Origin of the sequence: Nocardia brasiliensis IFM 10847 (genome assembly GCF_000710915.1) — a bacterium.
Taxonomy (GTDB): Bacteria; Actinomycetota; Actinomycetes; order Mycobacteriales; family Mycobacteriaceae; genus Nocardia; species Nocardia brasiliensis_A.
The window spans coordinates 11,470-28,493 of sequence record NZ_BAUA01000142.1; the positions used below are offsets into that span (position 1 = coordinate 11,470).

Annotated in this window: 19 protein-coding genes; 5 read left to right on the forward strand and 14 right to left on the reverse strand. The window is 68.1% G+C overall.

The genetic code is table 11. The annotated features are described in order from the left end of the window. The 3 genes from NBRGI_RS27245 to NBRGI_RS27255 are packed head-to-tail and all read right to left on the reverse strand — an operon-like array spanning window position 1 to window position 3,418. Window positions 1-1,524 (reverse strand): glycosyltransferase family 39 protein, encoded by a 1,524-nt coding sequence (locus NBRGI_RS27245; protein WP_029900061.1) that lies wholly within the window; start codon window positions 1,522-1,524, stop codon window positions 1-3. Beyond that, window positions 1,517-2,152, reverse strand: a complete 636-nt coding sequence (locus NBRGI_RS27250; RefSeq protein WP_029900062.1) for a TetR/AcrR family transcriptional regulator — start codon at window positions 2,150-2,152, stop codon at window positions 1,517-1,519. The genes NBRGI_RS27245 and NBRGI_RS27250 overlap by 8 nt, the downstream gene beginning before the upstream one ends. Window positions 2,153-2,170: 18 nt before the next feature. Beyond that, window positions 2,171-3,418: a carboxylesterase/lipase family protein gene (locus NBRGI_RS27255; RefSeq protein ID WP_029900063.1), complete on the reverse strand. Its 1,248-nt coding sequence runs from the start codon at window positions 3,416-3,418 to the stop codon at window positions 2,171-2,173. A gap of 188 nt (window positions 3,419-3,606) precedes the next feature. Here NBRGI_RS27255 and NBRGI_RS47680 point away from each other — a divergent pair, with 188 nt between their 5' ends. After that, window positions 3,607-3,951 (forward strand): hypothetical protein, encoded by a 345-nt coding sequence (locus NBRGI_RS47680; RefSeq protein WP_029900064.1) that lies wholly within the window; start codon window positions 3,607-3,609, stop codon window positions 3,949-3,951. 52 nt (window positions 3,952-4,003) lie between these two features. Here the strand turns inward: NBRGI_RS47680 and arc are convergent, their stop codons facing one another. Continuing rightward, a complete protein-coding gene (arc, locus tag NBRGI_RS27265; RefSeq protein WP_014986206.1) occupies window positions 4,004-5,764 on the reverse strand; it encodes a proteasome ATPase in 1,761 nt (586 codons plus the stop codon). Window positions 5,765-5,871: 107 nt separating this feature from the next. On the opposite strand from arc, the gene NBRGI_RS27270 reads away from it, so the two are divergent. Beyond that, complete coding sequence (locus NBRGI_RS27270; protein ID WP_235211124.1) at window positions 5,872-6,456, forward strand: hypothetical protein; 585 nt, start codon at window positions 5,872-5,874, stop codon at window positions 6,454-6,456. Between the two features lie 116 nt (window positions 6,457-6,572). On the opposite strand, the gene NBRGI_RS27275 is transcribed toward NBRGI_RS27270, so the two are convergent. Further along, window positions 6,573-7,406 carry a tRNA (adenine-N1)-methyltransferase gene (locus tag NBRGI_RS27275; protein WP_029900066.1) on the reverse strand — a complete coding sequence of 278 codons (834 nt, stop codon included), beginning with the start codon at window positions 7,404-7,406 and terminating at the stop codon, window positions 6,573-6,575. Between the two features lie 77 nt (window positions 7,407-7,483). Here NBRGI_RS27275 and NBRGI_RS27280 point away from each other — a divergent pair, with 77 nt between their 5' ends. Next, entirely contained in the window at window positions 7,484-8,395 is a 912-nt protein-coding gene (locus NBRGI_RS27280; protein ID WP_051728063.1) for a RecB family exonuclease, read from the forward strand. A gap of 4 nt (window positions 8,396-8,399) precedes the next feature. On the opposite strand, the gene NBRGI_RS27285 is transcribed toward NBRGI_RS27280, so the two are convergent. The 5 genes from NBRGI_RS27285 to NBRGI_RS27305 all read right to left on the reverse strand — a co-directional run bounded on the left by NBRGI_RS27285 (window position 8,400) and on the right by NBRGI_RS27305 (window position 11,436). After that, window positions 8,400-8,624, reverse strand: coding sequence for a hypothetical protein (locus tag NBRGI_RS27285; RefSeq protein WP_029900068.1), 225 nt, complete (start codon window positions 8,622-8,624; stop codon window positions 8,400-8,402). Between the two features lie 167 nt (window positions 8,625-8,791). Beyond that, the gene (locus NBRGI_RS27290; protein WP_029900069.1) at window positions 8,792-9,982 is read right to left on the reverse strand and encodes a YeiH family protein; all 1,191 of its coding nucleotides are present in this window, start codon (window positions 9,980-9,982) and stop codon (window positions 8,792-8,794) included. Next, on the reverse strand, window positions 9,982-10,116 hold the full coding sequence (locus NBRGI_RS49685) for a hypothetical protein (RefSeq protein WP_267467106.1): 135 nt from the start codon (window positions 10,114-10,116) through the stop codon (window positions 9,982-9,984). Before NBRGI_RS49685 ends, NBRGI_RS27290 begins: the two co-directional genes overlap by 1 nt. A gap of 159 nt (window positions 10,117-10,275) precedes the next feature. Continuing rightward, window positions 10,276-11,127: an ATP phosphoribosyltransferase gene (gene hisG / locus NBRGI_RS27300; RefSeq protein ID WP_029900070.1), complete on the reverse strand. Its 852-nt coding sequence runs from the start codon at window positions 11,125-11,127 to the stop codon at window positions 10,276-10,278. Window positions 11,128-11,172: 45 nt separating this feature from the next. Then, window positions 11,173-11,436, reverse strand: coding sequence for a phosphoribosyl-ATP diphosphatase (locus NBRGI_RS27305; RefSeq protein WP_014986213.1), 264 nt, complete (start codon window positions 11,434-11,436; stop codon window positions 11,173-11,175). A 35-nt stretch (window positions 11,437-11,471) separates the two neighbouring features. Between NBRGI_RS27305 and NBRGI_RS48770 the strand changes: the two genes are divergently transcribed. Both NBRGI_RS48770 and NBRGI_RS48775 read left to right on the forward strand, forming a co-directional pair. Next, window positions 11,472-11,807 (forward strand): nitronate monooxygenase, encoded by a 336-nt coding sequence (locus tag NBRGI_RS48770; protein ID WP_200882226.1) that lies wholly within the window; start codon window positions 11,472-11,474, stop codon window positions 11,805-11,807. Beyond that, a complete protein-coding gene (locus tag NBRGI_RS48775) occupies window positions 11,804-12,355 on the forward strand; it encodes a hypothetical protein (protein WP_051728065.1) in 552 nt (183 codons plus the stop codon). The genes NBRGI_RS48770 and NBRGI_RS48775 overlap by 4 nt, the downstream gene beginning before the upstream one ends. A gap of 90 nt (window positions 12,356-12,445) precedes the next feature. Here the strand turns inward: NBRGI_RS48775 and NBRGI_RS27315 are convergent, their stop codons facing one another. The 4 genes from NBRGI_RS27315 to NBRGI_RS27330 all read right to left on the reverse strand — a co-directional run bounded on the left by NBRGI_RS27315 (window position 12,446) and on the right by NBRGI_RS27330 (window position 16,881). After that, window positions 12,446-14,260, reverse strand: a complete 1,815-nt coding sequence (locus NBRGI_RS27315) for a choline/carnitine O-acyltransferase (RefSeq protein ID WP_029900071.1) — start codon at window positions 14,258-14,260, stop codon at window positions 12,446-12,448. Continuing rightward, on the reverse strand, window positions 14,257-15,093 hold the full coding sequence (locus NBRGI_RS27320; protein WP_200882227.1) for a class I SAM-dependent methyltransferase: 837 nt from the start codon (window positions 15,091-15,093) through the stop codon (window positions 14,257-14,259). Before NBRGI_RS27320 ends, NBRGI_RS27315 begins: the two co-directional genes overlap by 4 nt. Before the next feature lie 60 nt (window positions 15,094-15,153). Continuing rightward, window positions 15,154-16,017, reverse strand: coding sequence for a HalD/BesD family halogenase (locus NBRGI_RS27325; RefSeq protein WP_029900073.1), 864 nt, complete (start codon window positions 16,015-16,017; stop codon window positions 15,154-15,156). Window positions 16,018-16,242: 225 nt separating this feature from the next. Continuing rightward, complete coding sequence (locus tag NBRGI_RS27330) at window positions 16,243-16,881, reverse strand: HAD family hydrolase (RefSeq protein WP_051728067.1); 639 nt, start codon at window positions 16,879-16,881, stop codon at window positions 16,243-16,245. Window positions 16,882-17,024: the final 143 nt, after the last annotated feature.

The following is a 17,024-nucleotide window of genomic DNA, read 5'->3' on the forward strand; positions in this document are numbered from 1 at the left end:
TCAGTTCAGCCGCAACATGTCCGGCCACTGTTCCGACCACGGACGGTGCGGCTGCGCGCAGCGCCAGATGGTCGCGTCCCGGGTGAGGCCCGGGATGCCGAGACGGGCGTCCGCGCGGCCGATCGGCGTCACCGAGCCGAACAGGGCGCGCAGGTCGGCTTCGTCGCCGCCCACCCAGAGGACCGTGGTCGCCGTGTCGGGCGGGGTGCCGAAGTAGCCGAACCCGCGGTTGGGGCTGTAGACCGCGGGAAGTCCGTTCGCTTCGCCGAACACGTCGAGAGCGCTTGCCTGCCAATAGGAGTCGGCGATGAGGACGGTGTCGGCACGGACCGGCTCGGGCAGCGACCGGAACGCGGTCGCCACGTCGGCGGCCAGTTCAGGCCAGCCGACCCGGCCGTAGATCGAGAGGTTCAGGCCGACGTCCGCGTCGCTCTTCGCCGGTTCGATCTCGGACTCGGGTGTGAACGGCAGCGAGAAGAACACGATCACCGCGGAGACCACGACCAAGGGGACCGTGACGGCGGTGCGCCAGCGCGCCCGGTGCTCGGTCCAGTGCACCGCACCAGCGGCCATGATCGCGGCATAGCACCCGACAGCGTAGTACGGCCTGCCGTCGGTGACGATGAACACCACGGCCAGCACGATCGGCATCAATGCCAGAAAACGGTACGGCCGCAACGGTTCCCAGCGGAACAGGACCACGATCCCGTAGATCAGCAGCAGGCCGCCGAGCAGTCCGGCCATGATGAGCGCCAGCGGCAACCAGCTGTAGCGACCGCCGATGGTGGCCTGCTCCTCGGCGATCACCGCGCCGAGTCGCAGTTGCGGCCAGTCGTGGCTCGCCTGCCAGACCAGACTCGGCACGCTGACCAGCAGGACCAGCGCCGCACCCAGCCACAGCGCGGGCCGCCGGAGCAGCTCGCGGGGCCCGTAGCACAGCACGCCGATCGCGACGGCGATCCAGAAGAACGGGATCAACCACTTCACCTGCATGTCCAGCGCGGTGGCCAGCGACGCCCACAGCAGCAGCGCGTCCTGCCTGGTGCGTACCCAGCGGATGAGCAGCCAGCTGATCAGCACCCACAGCGCGGTGTCGATCGTGTTGGTGGCCAGCTGCGTGCCCTGCACCAGCAGGAACGGCGACGTCGCGTAGGCGGCGGCGGTCAGCGTCTGCGCCGTGCGGGAGCCGCCGAACTCCCTGGCGATCTGCGCACTGATCACGATCGCGGCGATGGTGACCAGCAGTGCCGGAATACGCTGCGCTATCACCGATCCCGGCGCGAGCAGATCCATCAGCCGGGCGATGAGGGGCAGCAGCGGTCCCTGATCGGCGTAGCCGAAGGCGAGCCTGCGCCCGGCGGACACGAAATATAGCTCGTCACCGAAGAATCCGTACCGGTTCAGCGCGGCGATCAGCCCGATCGTCGAGGCGAGCGCGATCACCCCGACGCCGGCGAACGCGAACGGCGGCACCGGACCTCGCGCATCCATGCGCGACGTTCGTTCTTGCGCAACATCAGTCATGTTCCCCCACCTTCCGAGTAGCCAGATCGAACAGCCGGCACGTGTGCGCGGCATATGCGGTCATATCGAAGTCGGACTCCCGGATCGTGCGTCCGGCAGCGCCGTCGATGGCGTCGCGAATGGACTTCGCCATTGCCACGGCGTCGAACTCGCCGAACTCACCGGCCTGCTGCCCCTCGGTCATGAGGTCGATCAGCGGCGTGATGATCTCGCGTTCCCCTTCGGCCGAGGCGAACTTCGGGCTGCCGTGCGCGTCCCGCAGATTCCAGACGACATCGGTCAGCGCCGCGACGTAGCTCCGGTTGGCCTCGATGAAAGCCAGATTGGCTTCGATGTAGGCCAGCAATTTGTTCCGCCGCCCGACCGCCGCCTCGACCCGCGGGCCGATGTGCTCGGCGCCGGACACGTACAGCTGCACCACCAGTTGCGTCATCAGCTCGTCTTTGCCCGCGAAGTGATAGGAGATGACCCCCTTCGAGATCCCGGCGTGCTCGGCGATCCGCGCCAGCGACGCGCTGCCGTACCCGACCTCGGAGATCACCTCCACCGCCGACGCGATGATCTGCCGACGCCGCGCCTCCTCGATGAACGACTTTCGCTGGCCGTCCGTACTACTTTCTGACCGCACGGCCAGATATTAACACGCTCAGCCAATGAAGTGCCGGGTGTCTCCGCGTGACCAGCCCGGATCACCCGACGTGACGAAAGCGAGCCAGCTGTCGCGCATCTCGTCCACCAGCTGCTGCGGGCGCTCGCCCCGCAGCATGGGCGCGGCCCGCCACGCCGCCGCGTCGCCGAGCAGGAACGGCAGTTCGAGGCAGTGGCAGGCGCCGAACGGGCTGTCGGCCGGCTGCCAGTCGAACCGGAAAAGCCACGGCGGCACACCCCGCGCACCGAGCGTCGCAGCCAGCTGCCTGGCCGGACCGGCGAAGACGTGTTCCGTCGCCGCCGCCATGGCCGTGCGATCGTCGGGGAGGAAGGCCGCCCCCTCATCCCGAGTCGTGCCCATCAGGATCGGGATGTTCACCTCGCGACCCACGGCAGCCACCGGGTCGGCGGCGACCAGCGTCGCGTCACCCGTCAGCTGGAACGGCGGCAGGATCCCCGACGTGGCTCGACTCGCGACCGCGAACTGCGCGGCGAGCAGGTCGGCCACCGGAACCGCGTCGAGTTGCGCGGCCTCGATGCCCAACTCCTGCAACAGTTTCACGCCCGTCTGCTCGGCTTCCGCCGGTGTCGCCGGCGCCATGCCCAGCGGCGTGCTCTGCAAGATGGCCTGCTGGAACAGCCCTCGCCCCTGCTCGCCCGAGAGCAACGCCACCAGCGAGATCGCGCCCGCCGACTGGCCCGCGGCCGTCACCCGATCCGGATCGCCGCCGAACGCGGCGATGTTCTCGCGCACCCAGGTGAGAGCGGCGATCTGATCGAGCAGCCCGAGGTTGCCGGCGCTGATGCCGGGCAGGCGCAGATAGCCGAGGACACCGAGGCGGTAGTTCACCGTCACCACGACGACCTCGCCGCGCGCCGCGAATTCCGCGCCGCCGTACCAGTCGAGACTGCCTGCGCCGCTGGAGAATCCGCCGCCGTGCAGGAATACCAGCACGGGATGGCCGGCGCCGGGCGGCGCCCACACGTTGAGCGAGAGGCAATCCTCGGCCTGCGGCACCTCGAACGGGCCCATCACCCGCTCCAGCCGCGAAGCGAGTTGCGGTGCGGCCGGGCCGAATTCGTTCGCCTCCAGCACGCCTGTCCAGGCGGCTCGTTCCGGCGTGCCGAACCGTTTCGCCTTGGCGTAGGGCACACCCCGGTACGCCGTCACCCCACCCTCGCCGATGCCCCGCACCGGACCCGAGGTCGTCTCGATGATCGCCGACAGATTCAGCTCCTTGGTCATACGCCCAAGTCTGCCCCGATCCCCCGGCGCGGTGGTCGCATCACCGACCCCGCACCGAAATCCGCCGCTCGACAGCACCGGACCGGCGATTTCGGTCATCCGATCTACACCCCGCAGTCGTCCGTTCGGAGGACTCCACCGCCGCGACCACCCGGCCATGATCAGGTCATTCCGACCAAGGAGGACATATGAACAAGCGCCAACGCGGCTTGGCAGCCGCCTTCGGCGTCGCCCTCGGTGCCGCGGCCGTCACCGTCGCCACCGGAACCGGCACCGCGAACGCCCAGGACTGCGCGTTCGACCGGCAACTCACCGGCGCCACCGTCACCTGCCCCGGCGACCCCGCCCGCTGGGGCCTGGTCGACCTGGACTGCAACGGTTTCCACCTCACCTACGGCTTCCAGCCCGTGATCGGCCCCTACACCCAGTACGGTTTCGGCAACCTCGCCGAAGGCGTATCCGTCTCCTGCCTCGGCAAAGGCAGCCCCAACATCGGCCTCTTCGGCATCGTCACCAACGTCCGCCTCCGCTGACCACGCGAAAAAGCCGCGCTCCCAAGGGGAGCGCGGCTTCTTCGTGGGCGTCCTACAGGTACTGGCCGGTGTTGGACTCGGTGTCGATCGCGCGGCTGGCGCTGGCGTTCTTGCCGGTCACCAGGGTGCGGATGTAGACGATACGTTCGCCCTTCTTGCCCGAGATGCGGGCCCAGTCATCGGGATTCGTGGTGTTGGGCAGGTCCTCGTTCTCGGAGAACTCGTCCACGATCGAATCGTAGAGATGCTGGATGCGCAGGCCCGGGTTGCCGGTGTCGAGGACGGACTTGATCGCGTACTTCTTGGACCGGTCCACGATGTTCTGGATCATGGCGCCGGAGTTGAAGTCCTTGAAGTACAGGACCTCCTTGTCACCGTTGGCGTAGGTGACCTCCAGGAAGCGGTTGTCCTCGCTCTCGGCGTACATCCGCTCGACCACCCGATCGATCATCGCGCGAATGCACATCGCCTTGTCGCCACCGAACTCGGCGACGTCGTCGGCATGCAGCGGCAGATCCTCGACCAGGTACTTCGAGAAGATGTCCTGGGCCGATTCGGCGTCCGGACGCTCGATCTTGATCTTCACGTCGAGCCGGCCGGGCCGCAGGATCGCGGGGTCGATCATGTCCTCGCGGTTGGAGGCGCCGATCACGATGACGTTCTCGAGGCCCTCGACACCGTCGATCTCCGAGAGCAACTGCGGCACGACCGTGGTCTCCACATCGGAGGACACGCCCGAACCACGGGTGCGGAAGATGGAATCCATCTCGTCGAAGAACACGATCACCGGCGTGCCCTCGGACGCCTTCTCGCGCGCCCGCTGGAAGATGATCCGGATGTGGCGCTCGGTCTCGCCGACGAACTTGTTCAGCAGCTCGGGGCCCTTGATGTTCAGGAAGAACGACTTGGCTTCCTTGGCGTCCTCACCGCGCGCCTCGGCGATCTTCTTGGCCAGCGAGTTGGCCACCGCCTTGGCGATGAGCGTCTTACCGCAGCCGGGCGGACCGTAGAGCAGCACACCCTTGGGCGGGCGCAACGCGTACTCCCGGAACAGATCCTTGTGCAGGAAGGGCAGTTCGACCGCGTCGCGGATCTGCTCGATCTGCCGGCCGAGGCCACCGATGTCGCCGTAGTCGACATCCGGAACCTCTTCCAGCACAAGGTCTTCGACTTCGGCCTTGGGGATGCGCTCGAACGCGAAGCCGGCCTTGGTGTCCACCAGCAGCGAATCACCGGGGCGCAGTTTGCGAATCGGGGAGTCGGGGTCTTCCAGATCGTCCATCTCGGCGACCTTGGCCAGCGGACCCGCCAGCCAGACCACGCGCTCCTCGTCGGCGTGGCCGACCACCAGGGCGCGGCGACCGTCGTCGAGGATCTCGCGCAGGGTGCCGATCTCGCCGACCGCGTCGTAGACGCCGGCCTCGACCACCGTGAGCGCCTCGTTGAGGCGTACGGTCTGACCGTATTCGAGGGTCGAGGTCTCTATGTTCGGCGAACACGTCAACCGCATCTTGCGACCCGAAGTGAACACGTCGACCGTTTGATCGTCGTACACGCCGATCAGGATGCCGTAGCCGCTCGGCGGCTGACCGAGCCGATCGACTTCCTCACGCAACGCGACCAGCTGCTGGCGCGCCTCCTTGAGGGTGTCCATCAACTTCGTGTTGCGAATGGTCAGCGAATCGATGCGGGCTTCCAATTCCCGTGCGCGATCCGGCGAATCGGCGAGTTGCCTTCGGAGCGCAGCGGCCTCGGCGCGTACTGCCTCGAGCTCTCTCCAGGCCGCCGAATCCGAATTCTCGATGGGGCTCATGTGCTGCTCCTCCCAGTCCCGGTCTATCAACGCTACCGGGCGCGAACCGTTCTCGCTTTCCGACATGGTTTCGTCGTGATCACATCTGGGCTGCGATCGACCGCCGGATGACCATGTTAGCCTGCCCTAACCCGAACTCGGTGAGCCCGCTCGCCGACCGAGCCGAAAGGTTGCTGAAATTGCTCCCTTCCACCACAATTCTGCGCGTTTCTGTTGCTACCGCTGCGGCCGCCCTCGCCGTTACCGTCGGGCTGTCGGGCTGCGGCTCCGATGACGGCAAATCCGATACCAAGTCCTCTTCCTCCAGCGTGGTGGCCTCGAGCAGTGCCGCGCCGAGCGCCGCGGCGGGCGCGCCGACCGCCGACTCGTTGCAGGCCGTGCTCGTCAAATTGTCCGATCCCGCGGTACCCACCGCGGACAAGACCAAGCTCATCGTCGACGGCGAAAAGCGTACGGCGAACATCGATCAGATGAACAAGGCTTTGGCCGGATACGGCACCCTCACCTACGCAGTGGCCGATGTCACAACCCAGGGCAGCACCGCGACCGCGCAGGTGACCATCACCTCGCCGCACGGCGCCGCGCCCGCGATGCCACTCACGTGGGAGAACGTCGGCGGCACCTGGAAGCTCTCCGACGCCAGCGGCTGCCTGCTGCTGGGCTTCGCCCAGGCGCCCTGCGTCCCGGCCTGATCGCCGCGACCGCTTTCGCCGTACGCCGGCGACCTTCGATCGGTCGGCTCACCGGGTAAGGGTACCGATCGAAGGGGGATCTTCCGGTATCGGCGAAAGCGGTCTCAGCGCGCGCGTCAGCCTTTGGACGGGCGGCGCTGCGGCTTGGGGGTCACCGTGCCCTCCGCGAGGCGGCGTGCGCTCACCAGGAAGGCGGTATGGCCCTGCATGCGATGCTCCGGGCGCACCGCGAGACCGACCACATGCCAGCCGCGCACCATCGACTCCCACGAGCGCGGCTCGGTCCAGCACTCCTGTTCGCGCAGCGCCTCGACCACCTTGGTCAACTGCGTGACGGTCGCCACGTACACGATCAGCACGCCGCCGGGGACCAGGGCCTTGGACACCGCAGGCAGCGCGTCCCACGGCGCGAGCATGTCGAGCACCGCGCGATCGACGGGCGCACCGTCGTAATCGGCCACATCGCCGACGGTCAGCGACCAGTTAGCCGGGCGTTCGCCGTAGAAAGTCTCGACATTGCGGACGGCGTGCTCGGCGTGATCCTCGCGAATTTCGTAGGAAACGACCTCGCCCTGCGGGCCGACCGCGCGCAACAGCGAGCAGGTGAGCGCGCCGGAACCGGCACCGGCCTCCAATACCCGCGCGCCGGGGAACATATCGCCCTCGTGGACGATCTGCGCGGCGTCCTTCGGGTAGATCACGGCGGCGCCGCGCGGCATCGACAGCACGTAATCGATCAGCAGTGGGCGCAAGGCCAAATACGGAGTGCCGTTGGTCGAATTCACCACCGAGCCTTCGTCCGCACCGATCAAGCTGTCGTGCTTGATCCCGCCGCGGTGGGTGTGGAATTCCTTGCCCGGCTCCAAGACCACCGTGTACAGGCGGCCTTTGGCATCGGTCAGCTGTACCCGGTCACCGGTGGTGAATGGCCCGGTCCGTCTGGCCGTCATGTATCTCCGTTCGCTGAAGAGCAACGCTCTGCTGGTCGCGCACCGGCTTGTCGGTGCCGCCGGATAGCCTGCCAGGTATGAGCTCGCCCGTGTCCAGGCCCCCTGTCGACGGCACACCGCCGCTCACCCCTGGCCCGTCGGCGAGTCGTTCACGCCCCGCGCTGTCGCCTTCGCGGGCAATGGATTTCAAGCAGTGCCCGCTGAAGTACCGGTACCGCGCGATCGACCGGATCCCCGAGGCGCCGACTCGGCACGCGGTGCGCGGCACCATGGTGCACGCGGTGCTGGAGGATCTGTACGGGTTGCCCGCGCCGGAGCGGCGACCGGAGCGGGCGGACGCGCTCGTGGTTCCCGCGTGGGCCCGGATCTCGGCGGATCATCCCGAAGTGGCCACGCTGATCACCGAAGCCGAGCTGGACGGTTTTCTCGGTGAGGTGCGCGCCCTGGTGCAGACCTATTACCGGCTGGAGGATCCGACGCGCTTCGATCCGGAGTCGCGCGAGGCCAGGGTGGAGGTGGAACTCGACGACGGAGTTCTGTTGCGCGGCTTCGTCGATCGCATCGATGTGGCGCCCGCGGGACAGCTGCGCGTGGTCGATTACAAGACCGGCCGCTCCCCCGGGCCGACCCAGGAGACCAGGGCGCTGTTCCAGCTCAAGTTCTACGCGCTCGTGGTGCTGCGCACCCGCGGCATCGTGCCCGCCCAGCTGCGCCTGATCTACCTGGCCGACGAGCAGATCCTCACCTACGCGCCGGACGAGGCGGAGCTGTTGCGCTTCGAACGCACCCTGTCCGCGCTGTGGCAGGCCATCCGGGAGGCGGGCCGCACCGGGGAGTTCCAGCCGAACCCCGGTTGGCTGTGCGCGTACTGCGACTACAAACCGCTGTGCCCCGAATTCGGCGGCACCCCACCGCCCTACCCGGGCTGGCCGGACGGCGGGGCGAACGAGTCCCCCGCCGAGACTCTCGCCGACGCGGTCGCCGACTGACTGTTCAGCGGTCGGTGAAGACCGTCATGAAATCCAGTGCGGTGCCGTGTGATCCGATCAGCGCCACCGCGACGATCAGGACCACGACGCCCACCACATCACCGGCCAGGATCAGGATGTTGCGCACCCGCGGCCAGACCGGCGCGCCGACGACGGATTCCGGCCTGCCGTACTCGATGCCGACGGCCCGCTCGGTCTCCGCTTCCATCGACGCCTTCCCATAGCTCATCGCCGGGATCCGCCACCGCGCTCCGACGTTCTCTCCGTGTATTTCGCCCGACACACCGCACAGTGTTGCCGACACATCGTGAACATTTCGTGAAGTCGACGGGAATAAGCCGGACGCGGTGACCGCGATCCCCCACACCGGGTGCCCGCGCTGGAACCGGCGATTTTTCAGATCGTGAAGTTGTGGAACAGCAGGACCGACAGGCCGAGGCCGACCGCGAGGTTGACCACGACGGCGGAGCCGAACACCACGATCGGCCGCCAGCCCGCCTCGCGCAGACCGCGCAGCGAGAACTCGAGGCCGATGGAGACGAACGCGAAGATCAAAAACCAGGTGCGCAGATCGTTGATGATCGCGATGTGCGCGGCACCGGACTTCTTGTCGGCCGCTTGCAGATACAGCGTGCCGATGACCGAAGCGGCGACGAAACCGAGAACGAATTTGGGGAACCGCTCCCAGAGCCCGCGCGCCGAGGGCCGGGCGGCGCCCGCGACGCGCTCGACCCGCAAGGTGAAGTAGGCGGTCAACGCGATCGCGACGAGACCGATCAGCGCGTTCTGCGTGGTCTTCACGATGGTGGCGATCTGTAGCGCCTGCTCCCCCGCGATGGCGCCGGAGGCCGCGACCGCCGCCGTGGTATCGATATTGCCGCCGATCCACGCGCTCGCCACCGCGTCGGACAGTCCGAGCACGTCCGCGAGCCAAGGCAGCAGGAAGATCGACGGTAGCGCGAAGATGATCACCAGCGAGGCCGCGTAGGCGATCTGCTCGCGCCGCGCCTGCACCGCGCCCGCCGCCGCGATGGCCGCGCTCACACCGCAGATCGACACCGCCGAGGACAGCAGCGCCCGCAGCTTGTCGTCGAGCCCGAGCCGCCCGCCCAGCCACCAGGTGAACCCGAACACCACGGTGATCAGCAACAGCGCCTGCAGGATCGACGGACCCGCCGCGGTCACCAGGATCTTCAGGTTGATCGAGGCGCCGAGCAGCACCACACCGGTCTTGATGAAGAATTCGGTGCGGAACCCGGCCGAAAGCCGGTCGCGCAGCGCGAGTTTGCTGAGCACGACGTTGCCGAGCAGGCCGATCGCGATGGCGTACACCGGGAACTCGATCGACTTCGCCACCCGCTGCAGCGGCGTGCCGACCGCCCACCGCGGGACATGGGTGTCGAAGTAGCGGGTCAGCGCGCCGAGCACGAGGACCACCGCGATACCCGCCACGATCGCCGTGCCGGTCGGCCGCGAAACCGCCTGTAATGCCGCCGTTTCCGAGCGCACCGCGGCGCAAGACTCCGCGTCCGTTCCGTTCTCGCCCTGCTCGACCGTAATCCCCGCCCGCGCTTCGGTATCCGCCATCACGGCACCAGCCAATCGGGGATCGCGCCGATCAGCACCAAAGCAATCAGCACCAGGCCGACGACGGCCGCCAGCCAATCCTCGTTCCAGGCGAAACGGCTGCCCGCACGTTGCTCGGGCGTTGTCTGCGACACGGCGGTACTCCTTGCGATTCCTCATCCAGAGTCCGCAAAGTACCAACGCCGCACCGGCACCCGCACCGGTTGCGTTCACCGTGAATTATTCACGCATACAAGACAAACCAGACGCCGATAATCCGTACCCGCCCTGGACGGGACGGGTACGGATGGGTCTCAGAAGGCGCGGCAGGAACGAATGTCGAAGGCGAGGATGGCTTTCGCACCCAGATCGGCGAGCTGGTCCATCACCTCGTTGCCCTGCTTACGCGGCACCATGGCGCGGATCGCGACCCAGTTCTCGTCCGCCAGCGGCGACACCGTCGGCGATTCCAGTCCGGGCGTGATCGCGACGGCCGCGTCGAGCAGCTCCTTCGGGCAGTCGTAGTCCAGCATGATGTACTGCTGGCCGAAGACGACGCCCTGGACGCGCGCGATGAGCTGGTTGCGCGCCTTCTCCTGCTGGTCCGAGCCGGTGCGCTCGATCAGCACCCCTTCGGAATCGCAGAGCGATTCGCCGAACGCGATCAGATTGTGCTGGCGCAGGGTGCGACCCGAGCCGACCACATCGGCGATGGCGTCGGCGACACCGAGCTGGATCGAGATCTCCACCGCGCCGTCGAGGCGGATCACCTCGGCCTGGATGCCGCGGCGCTGCAGATCGGCGAGCACGAGATTCGGGTACGAGGTGGCGATGCGCTTGTCGTAGAGGTCCTCTACTTTCCAGTCCTGCCCGGCGGGTGCCGCGTACCGGAAGGTGGAGCGCCCGAAGCCGAGGGCGAGCCGTTCGCTGACCGGCGCGCCGGAGTCGAGGGCGAGGTCGCGGCCGGTGATGCCCAGATCGAGTTCGCCGGAACCGACGTAGATAGCGATGTCCTTGGGCCGCAGGAAGAAGAATTCCACCTGATTGGCCGGGTCGAGCACGGTCAGGTCGCGGGCATCGGTGCGTTTGCGGTAACCGGCCTCGGCGAGAATAGAAGTGGCGGCTTCGGACAGGGCGCCCTTGTTGGGGACTGCGACGCGCAGCATGGTTGAGGTCCTTTCACGGAGAGAGACTGCGGAACAAGACGGCCGTCACAGATGTCGGTACACGTCTTCGAGCTTCAGCCCACGACCCACCATCAGCACCTGAACCCAGTACAGCAGCTGGGAGATCTCCTCGGCGAGCGACTCGTCGCTCTCGTGCTCGGCGGCCAGCCACACCTCGCCGGCCTCCTCGAGCACCTTCTTACCCTGGCTATGCACGCCGGCGTCCAACGCGGCCACGGTGCCGGACCCCTCGGGGCGGTTGACCGCACGATCCTGCAGCTCGGCGAACAGGGATTCGAAGTTCTTCACGATAAGTCATTCTTTCAGACCGGTGTGCGGGGCCGTTGCCAGCCCCGCTCCGTCGAGGGGGAACTGGTGGCGCGGCGCACTCGGGCGTTACCGCCACCAGTTCCCCCTCGACGGCCGCACGCGGCGCGGGCGCGGCGTTGCTGGTGCAGGTCACCGACCACGACGAGGCGCGGCGAGCCGCGGACGTCGGCGCGGACCTGATCGTCGCGCAGGGCAGCGAAGTCGGCGGGCACGGCGCGGGGCGTTCGACGATGACCATGGTGCCGACGGTCGCCGACCTGGTACATCCCACGCCGGTGCTCGCGGCGGACGGGATCGCGGACGGTCGCGGCCTGGCCGCCGCGCTCACGCTGGGGCGGCCGGTGCGATGATCGGCACGCGGTTCGAGGCGACCCACGAGGCGATGCTCTCCGCCGCGCAGGCGAAGGCGATTGTGGCCGCGCGCGGTGACGACACCTCCCGCAACCGTGTGTTCGATATCGCCCGCCGCTCCCCTTGGCCCACGAAGTACACCGCACGCATGCTGCGCAACCCGTTCTTCGACCGCTGGCAGGACCGCGAGGACGTCCTGCGCGCCGACACCGCCGCCCAGGACGTCTACCTCGACGCCGTGCGGCGCGACGACCCGGCCGCGATCCCGGTGTGGGCCGGCGAGGGCGTCGACCTGATCACTGCGATCGAACCGGCCGCCGACGTACTGACCAGGATCGCCGACGAAGCCGGCACCACCTTGGCCGGCGCGACGGCACATCGACGACGCCTGAGCCGCCGCCGTGACGTTACGAGTTCCCGCACCCCTTTCGTCGCGAAACACGGTATGTCGCAAGTCGAGTCGGGGTGCGGGCGGTCAGAAAGGGTGCGGACCGCGGTCGGCGCCACCGCCCGCCGCAGCGCCGAGCTGACGTCGGCCATCGAGTGACCGACGCGGTGCCGGACGACGAACGCCGGAACCGAGCTGGGCACCGAAGTGGGCGCCTTGCAGGATTCCGGCGTTCCGGGTTCGACCCGATCAGCTCGGGCTGAGCAGTGCCTCCAGGTCGGCGACTGCGGTGCGGAGGTGGTCGGCGAAGGCATGCATCTGGTCGGCGACCGCGGTGGGGGTGGCGAGGTAGAGGTTCCAGCGGTCGGGCAGCAGAACGTAGGCGACACCGATACAGCGCGGGCTGGTCGAGCCGAAACCGAAGTAGCGGATGTTGACCGACGGGGCCGAGCTGGTGCTCAGGTAGTCGTCACGCATGATCGTCCAGCCGGGGCTGTCGTAGAACGGAATCGGCTCGGTGACACCGAGTTCCGCGCCGCGCCTGCGCTGGATCCACTGCAGTTCCCACAGGTGCTGTTCCGGCGCGTCACCGGCCTGGCACTGCTTGGCCCTGGCCACGTGCGCGGTGGCCGCGGTGCGCGCCGCCGCGAGCCGCGTGTCCCGATCGACGGACTCGTCCTGCATCGCGTCCACGAACGCCACCATCTCCGGCGTGATCACCCGCATCGCCTCGGTGCGGCCGTTGCGGTACTGCCGGGTGGCGATGGATTCGTAAGTGGCGCCGGTGATTCCCTTGCTGCGCCGGTGCGCGAGCTGATAGCTCAACTGCGCGAACGCATCCGGCGAGATGCCGAGCTGCTTGGCCCGCGTGGTACCGAAATCGGCGAAAGAGACGGTCTGCGTGGCATTGTCGGCGGCGTAGCGCGCGAAATCGGCGCCCGCGGCGGCGATGTCGTTGCGCTGCGCGGCGTCGAGCACGAACTCGATCGGCTCGACGGCCGGTAAACCCTGGGCGCGCGCGCCGGATCGGGCGGCGTGCTCCTGCGCCGAGGTCTCCAGCATCGCGTCCACGAAGGACAGGATGGTGGTGCCGTCCAGTCCGCAGTGCTCGATGTTGATGCCCGCCTGGCCGTCGCCGAAGACGATGAACGACACCGACTTGTCGAACCAGCGGTTCGCGCTGTCGCCGTGCAGCAGTTGATCGCACGCGTGCAGCTCGTCGCGCGGCGCGAAATCCTCCAGGCAGACGCAGAACAGCGCGGTCTCGACGATGTCGAGAGCCGCCGCGTTGGCCGGCTCGGCGAGCAGTGCCTGCCTGCTCGCCGCCCATTCGGCCCGGGCCTTGGTGGTGAGATGCCCTACCGCGGAATCGGTTCGGGTCGAGCGGGCGCCGGCCTTGAGCACCTCGCGCAGGCCGTCGGCGAGATCGTCGAGCGAGTAGGGCGCGCCGTCGGCGCCGAGCACGTCCATCCGGAACATGCTGCCGCGGAAGAAGACCACCACATGCTTGGCGGTCGAGGGCCCCGGCCATTCGGCGCTGTAGGGGACGCGCACGCTGTCCTGTTCGGCACCGGGAATCCGGGTCTCGGAGAACAGGTACTTGTTCTGCCACATGGACAGCGCCTGCCCGCGTTGCAGCACCGGCGGGATCGCTTCCTGGTCCAGCGCGAGCTTGTAATCGACTGCGGCGCTGATGATCCCCGCCGCCCGTTCCACCTGGTTCGCACCGGTCGAGGTGGCCAGGGTGGTCTCCTCCCGGAACAGGAAGAAGAAGTTCGCGTTCAGCGCGATCCGATCACGCCGGCCCAGGTAGCGCGACGGCCAGAACAGGTCGAGCCAGCTGCCGACGCCGGGTGTGGCGTCGTATTCGGCCAGCGCCGCGTGCAGCGTGCGCGCGGGGCTGTCCGGGCGCAGCAGGTCGGCGACCGCTGCCTCGGTGGTGGCCAGTTCATCGGCGGTGAGCAGCGGTGCGCACCACTCCAGAAAGCGGTGGCAGCTGGCCTCCAGCGTCGGCAGGGGCACCCGGGGCAGGGTGTCGTCGGCGGCGAAGGTGCGTTCGGTCAATGCTGGTCCTCGGTGTCGGCGTGGTGCTTCGGCAACGGTCGCGATAGATACAGGCCGGCGTAGAGCCAGCCTTCGGTTTCCCGGTCGGTAGTGTCGATCCCTTTGGCGGACAAGGTGTTCAGCACCTGGGTCTGTTCGGCGACGGAGGCGAACCTGCGCTGCTCGAACAGCCCGGGCGCCTGCTCGGTCCGGTAGCCGAGCGCCGCGAGTTCGGCGGCGATCGGCGCGAAGTCGAACATGCGCAGCACGAAGTGTGCCATCCAGGGTCGGCGGCGCGGATGGGCGGTGGCGACTCGGGCCAGAGTTTTCTCGGTGACGTAGCCGATACAGCCGGTGGAGATGATGAGGTCCGCGCTCGCCAGCAGCTCGCGCTGCTCGTCGGTGGGCTCACCCGATTCCAGATCGGCGTGCACGGTGGCGTGCAGCAGTCCCGCCTCCTCGGCATAGCCGAGCGCGGGCGCGGAGGCGTCCATGCCCAGGAAGCGGACATCGGGCAGACCGTCGGCGGTGCCGAGGTCCGCGCGATCGCGGGCGATCAGCGCCGCACGGTCACCGTCGGCGGTGCGGTAGTGCTCGGTGAGGTCGTGCATGGTGGTGTCGAAACGCAGCAGCGCGGCGTTGACGCCGTAGGAGCAGCCGATGTCGAGCACGGTGGGCGTGGCCACCCGCGCGGACGCGCGATACTCCCGGATCTGTTGCTGGAAAATCGGTTTCGCCAGTTCGGGAATGCGATAGTCGAGGTCGGACATGCGGGCGTAGTAGTCGCGGGGATCGGGACGTTCGTAGATATCGTCGAAGGAGGCTTTCCCGGTCGTGTGTAACGGCACTGCCACAGTCGTTCCTCTCGGGTCGAGCGGTGTTTCCCGATCGACGTGACGATCGGGCCGTTCGGCTCAGTCGAGCAATCGGTCACCGCGGACGACGTCGGCCGCGGCGGCCAGATGGTCGGGAAGTACCCGACCGAAGAGTTGCCGGGTGCGCTCCACCGTGCCGATCACCCCGGGTCGGTCGGTGTAGGCGAAGATCGCCGAATGCCGCTGTGCCGCACCGGCGACGGGCGAGACGCGGTGCAGGGAGAAACGGCCACGGAACAGCTGCAGATCGCCGGGGCGCAGGTCGAGCCGCTGGATCAGCGGTGCGCCCGAGCCGGTGAGCACCGCGCGCACGTCATCGAGCCGCTCGGCCTCCGGCGTGCGAATGTTCGGACAGTACTCGAAGATTCCGCCCGACTCCGCCGGTTGTGTGAGCATGCTGACGGTGAATTCGTTGGTGTCGAAGTGCCAGGGATGCGACATGCCCGGCGCGACGACGTTCAGGCACAGGCCGGCCAACGGGTCGGCGAACTCGTGCAGCTCGGCCAGGTCGAAGCAGTCGGCGACGAAGCGCTGGAACCGTTCGTCGACGTAGAGCCGATGGATCAGCGCATCGCCGGGGATGCGGTCGCGCGGCACGAAGGCGTTGCCGCGTTCCAGCACGATCCGGCCGGGATGATCGTCGGGCAGTTCGGTATCCAGCGGGATGTTGTAGGCGTTGACCCGCTCGACTTCGTAATAGGCGTGCGGGGCCATCGCCTCGCCCTGCGCGCGCAGGGTCTCGGCGAGTTCCGGCCGGATGAAACCGCGCAGTACGGTACATCCGTTCGCGGCCAGTTCCGCCCGCGCCGCTGCCACCGCGGCCAGCCGGCCCGGGTCCGCCGCATCCGTCAATGGATACCGAGCGGTATCAACGATCTCGTCGAGCACACCCGTGGCTGCCATGGCGACATTCTGGTAGAGCGAACGGCCGACACGCCCGAGATTCGCCGAGATTGCCGGTGATCGCGGTCACAGGTATCAGCTGGGCGCACTACCGTTGCGGCACAGTAACTCTCGGCAAACGCGCTCGGGTGTGTCGCGCGCCGACCATGATCGACTACCAGCGCCCCGGGCCGGTTTCACCCCTCGCCCCGCTCCCCCCACGGGGCCGCTGCGGCACCGAAATACTCAGTCGCGCAGTAACAAAGCGCGTTCCAGATCGGCGAGGGTGAGTCCCACGAGCGAATCGCGGAACATCCGTCCCGGTCCGTCCGGAACCGCGATCTCACAGGGCACCACGAGCACCGCGCACCCCGCCGCGTGCGCCGCCCGGACACCGGTCGGCGAATCCTCTACGGCCACACAGTGTCGCGGCTCGACCCCGAGCCGTTCGGCGGCGCGCAGGTAGACGTCCGGTTCCGGTTTGCCGCGCGCCACCTCGTCACCGCACACCGAGATGTCGAAGAAATCGCGGCCCAGCGTGTCCAGCCCGAACTCGGCGAGCGACCGCTTGGTATTGGTTACGAGGGCGGAAGACAGACCGGCCGCACGCACCAGCGCGAGGGCGTCCTTGGCACCGGGCCGCCACGGAATCGGTCCGGTCATCAGCTCGGCCACACGCTGATCGAGGAACTCGGCCGCCTCCTGCACGGCGACCGGCGTCGGATCGATATCGAGACTGGTGAAGATGATCCGCATCGCGTCGTCCCCGGACGCGCCGATCAGCGCGTGCCGGATCTCGTCGGTCATCTCGTGCCCGAGTTCCCTGGCCAGCTCCCGCACGCCGACATCCCAGAGTTTCTCCGAATCCAGGAGCGTGCCGTCCATATCCCACAGCACCGCCGCGACCCCACGCTCCGAACCCACCGGTACATTCTGTCAGCCGCCGTGCGCAGCCTGCCGATGGGGGCTCGCCGCAGGTCTCGCCCCGCCGCACACGTCCCGCCCCGCCGCACACGTCCATCCCGCCG

Excerpts from the sequence above, each read along its gene's own strand:
- NBRGI_RS27245 (WP_029900061.1), bottom strand. The coding sequence starts at position 1,524 with ATGACTGATGTTGCGCAAGAACGAACGTCGCGCATGGATGCGCGAGGT.
- NBRGI_RS27255 (WP_029900063.1), bottom strand. The coding sequence starts at position 3,418 with ATGACCAAGGAGCTGAATCTGTCGGCGATCATCGAGACGACCTCGGGT.
- NBRGI_RS47680 (WP_029900064.1), top strand. The coding sequence starts at position 3,607 with ATGAACAAGCGCCAACGCGGCTTGGCAGCCGCCTTCGGCGTCGCCCTC.
- arc (WP_014986206.1), bottom strand. The coding sequence starts at position 5,764 with ATGAGCCCCATCGAGAATTCGGATTCGGCGGCCTGGAGAGAGCTCGAG.
- NBRGI_RS27270 (WP_235211124.1), top strand. The coding sequence starts at position 5,872 with ATGACCATGTTAGCCTGCCCTAACCCGAACTCGGTGAGCCCGCTCGCC.
- NBRGI_RS27275 (WP_029900066.1), bottom strand. The coding sequence starts at position 7,406 with ATGACGGCCAGACGGACCGGGCCATTCACCACCGGTGACCGGGTACAG.
- NBRGI_RS27280 (WP_051728063.1), top strand. The coding sequence starts at position 7,484 with ATGAGCTCGCCCGTGTCCAGGCCCCCTGTCGACGGCACACCGCCGCTC.
- NBRGI_RS27285 (WP_029900068.1), bottom strand. The coding sequence starts at position 8,624 with ATGAGCTATGGGAAGGCGTCGATGGAAGCGGAGACCGAGCGGGCCGTC.
- NBRGI_RS27290 (WP_029900069.1), bottom strand. The coding sequence starts at position 9,982 with ATGGCGGATACCGAAGCGCGGGCGGGGATTACGGTCGAGCAGGGCGAG.
- hisG (WP_029900070.1), bottom strand. The coding sequence starts at position 11,127 with ATGCTGCGCGTCGCAGTCCCCAACAAGGGCGCCCTGTCCGAAGCCGCC.
- NBRGI_RS48775 (WP_051728065.1), top strand. The coding sequence starts at position 11,804 with ATGATCGGCACGCGGTTCGAGGCGACCCACGAGGCGATGCTCTCCGCC.
- NBRGI_RS27325 (WP_029900073.1), bottom strand. The coding sequence starts at position 16,017 with ATGGCAGCCACGGGTGTGCTCGACGAGATCGTTGATACCGCTCGGTAT.
- NBRGI_RS27330 (WP_051728067.1), bottom strand. The coding sequence starts at position 16,881 with ATGGACGGCACGCTCCTGGATTCGGAGAAACTCTGGGATGTCGGCGTG.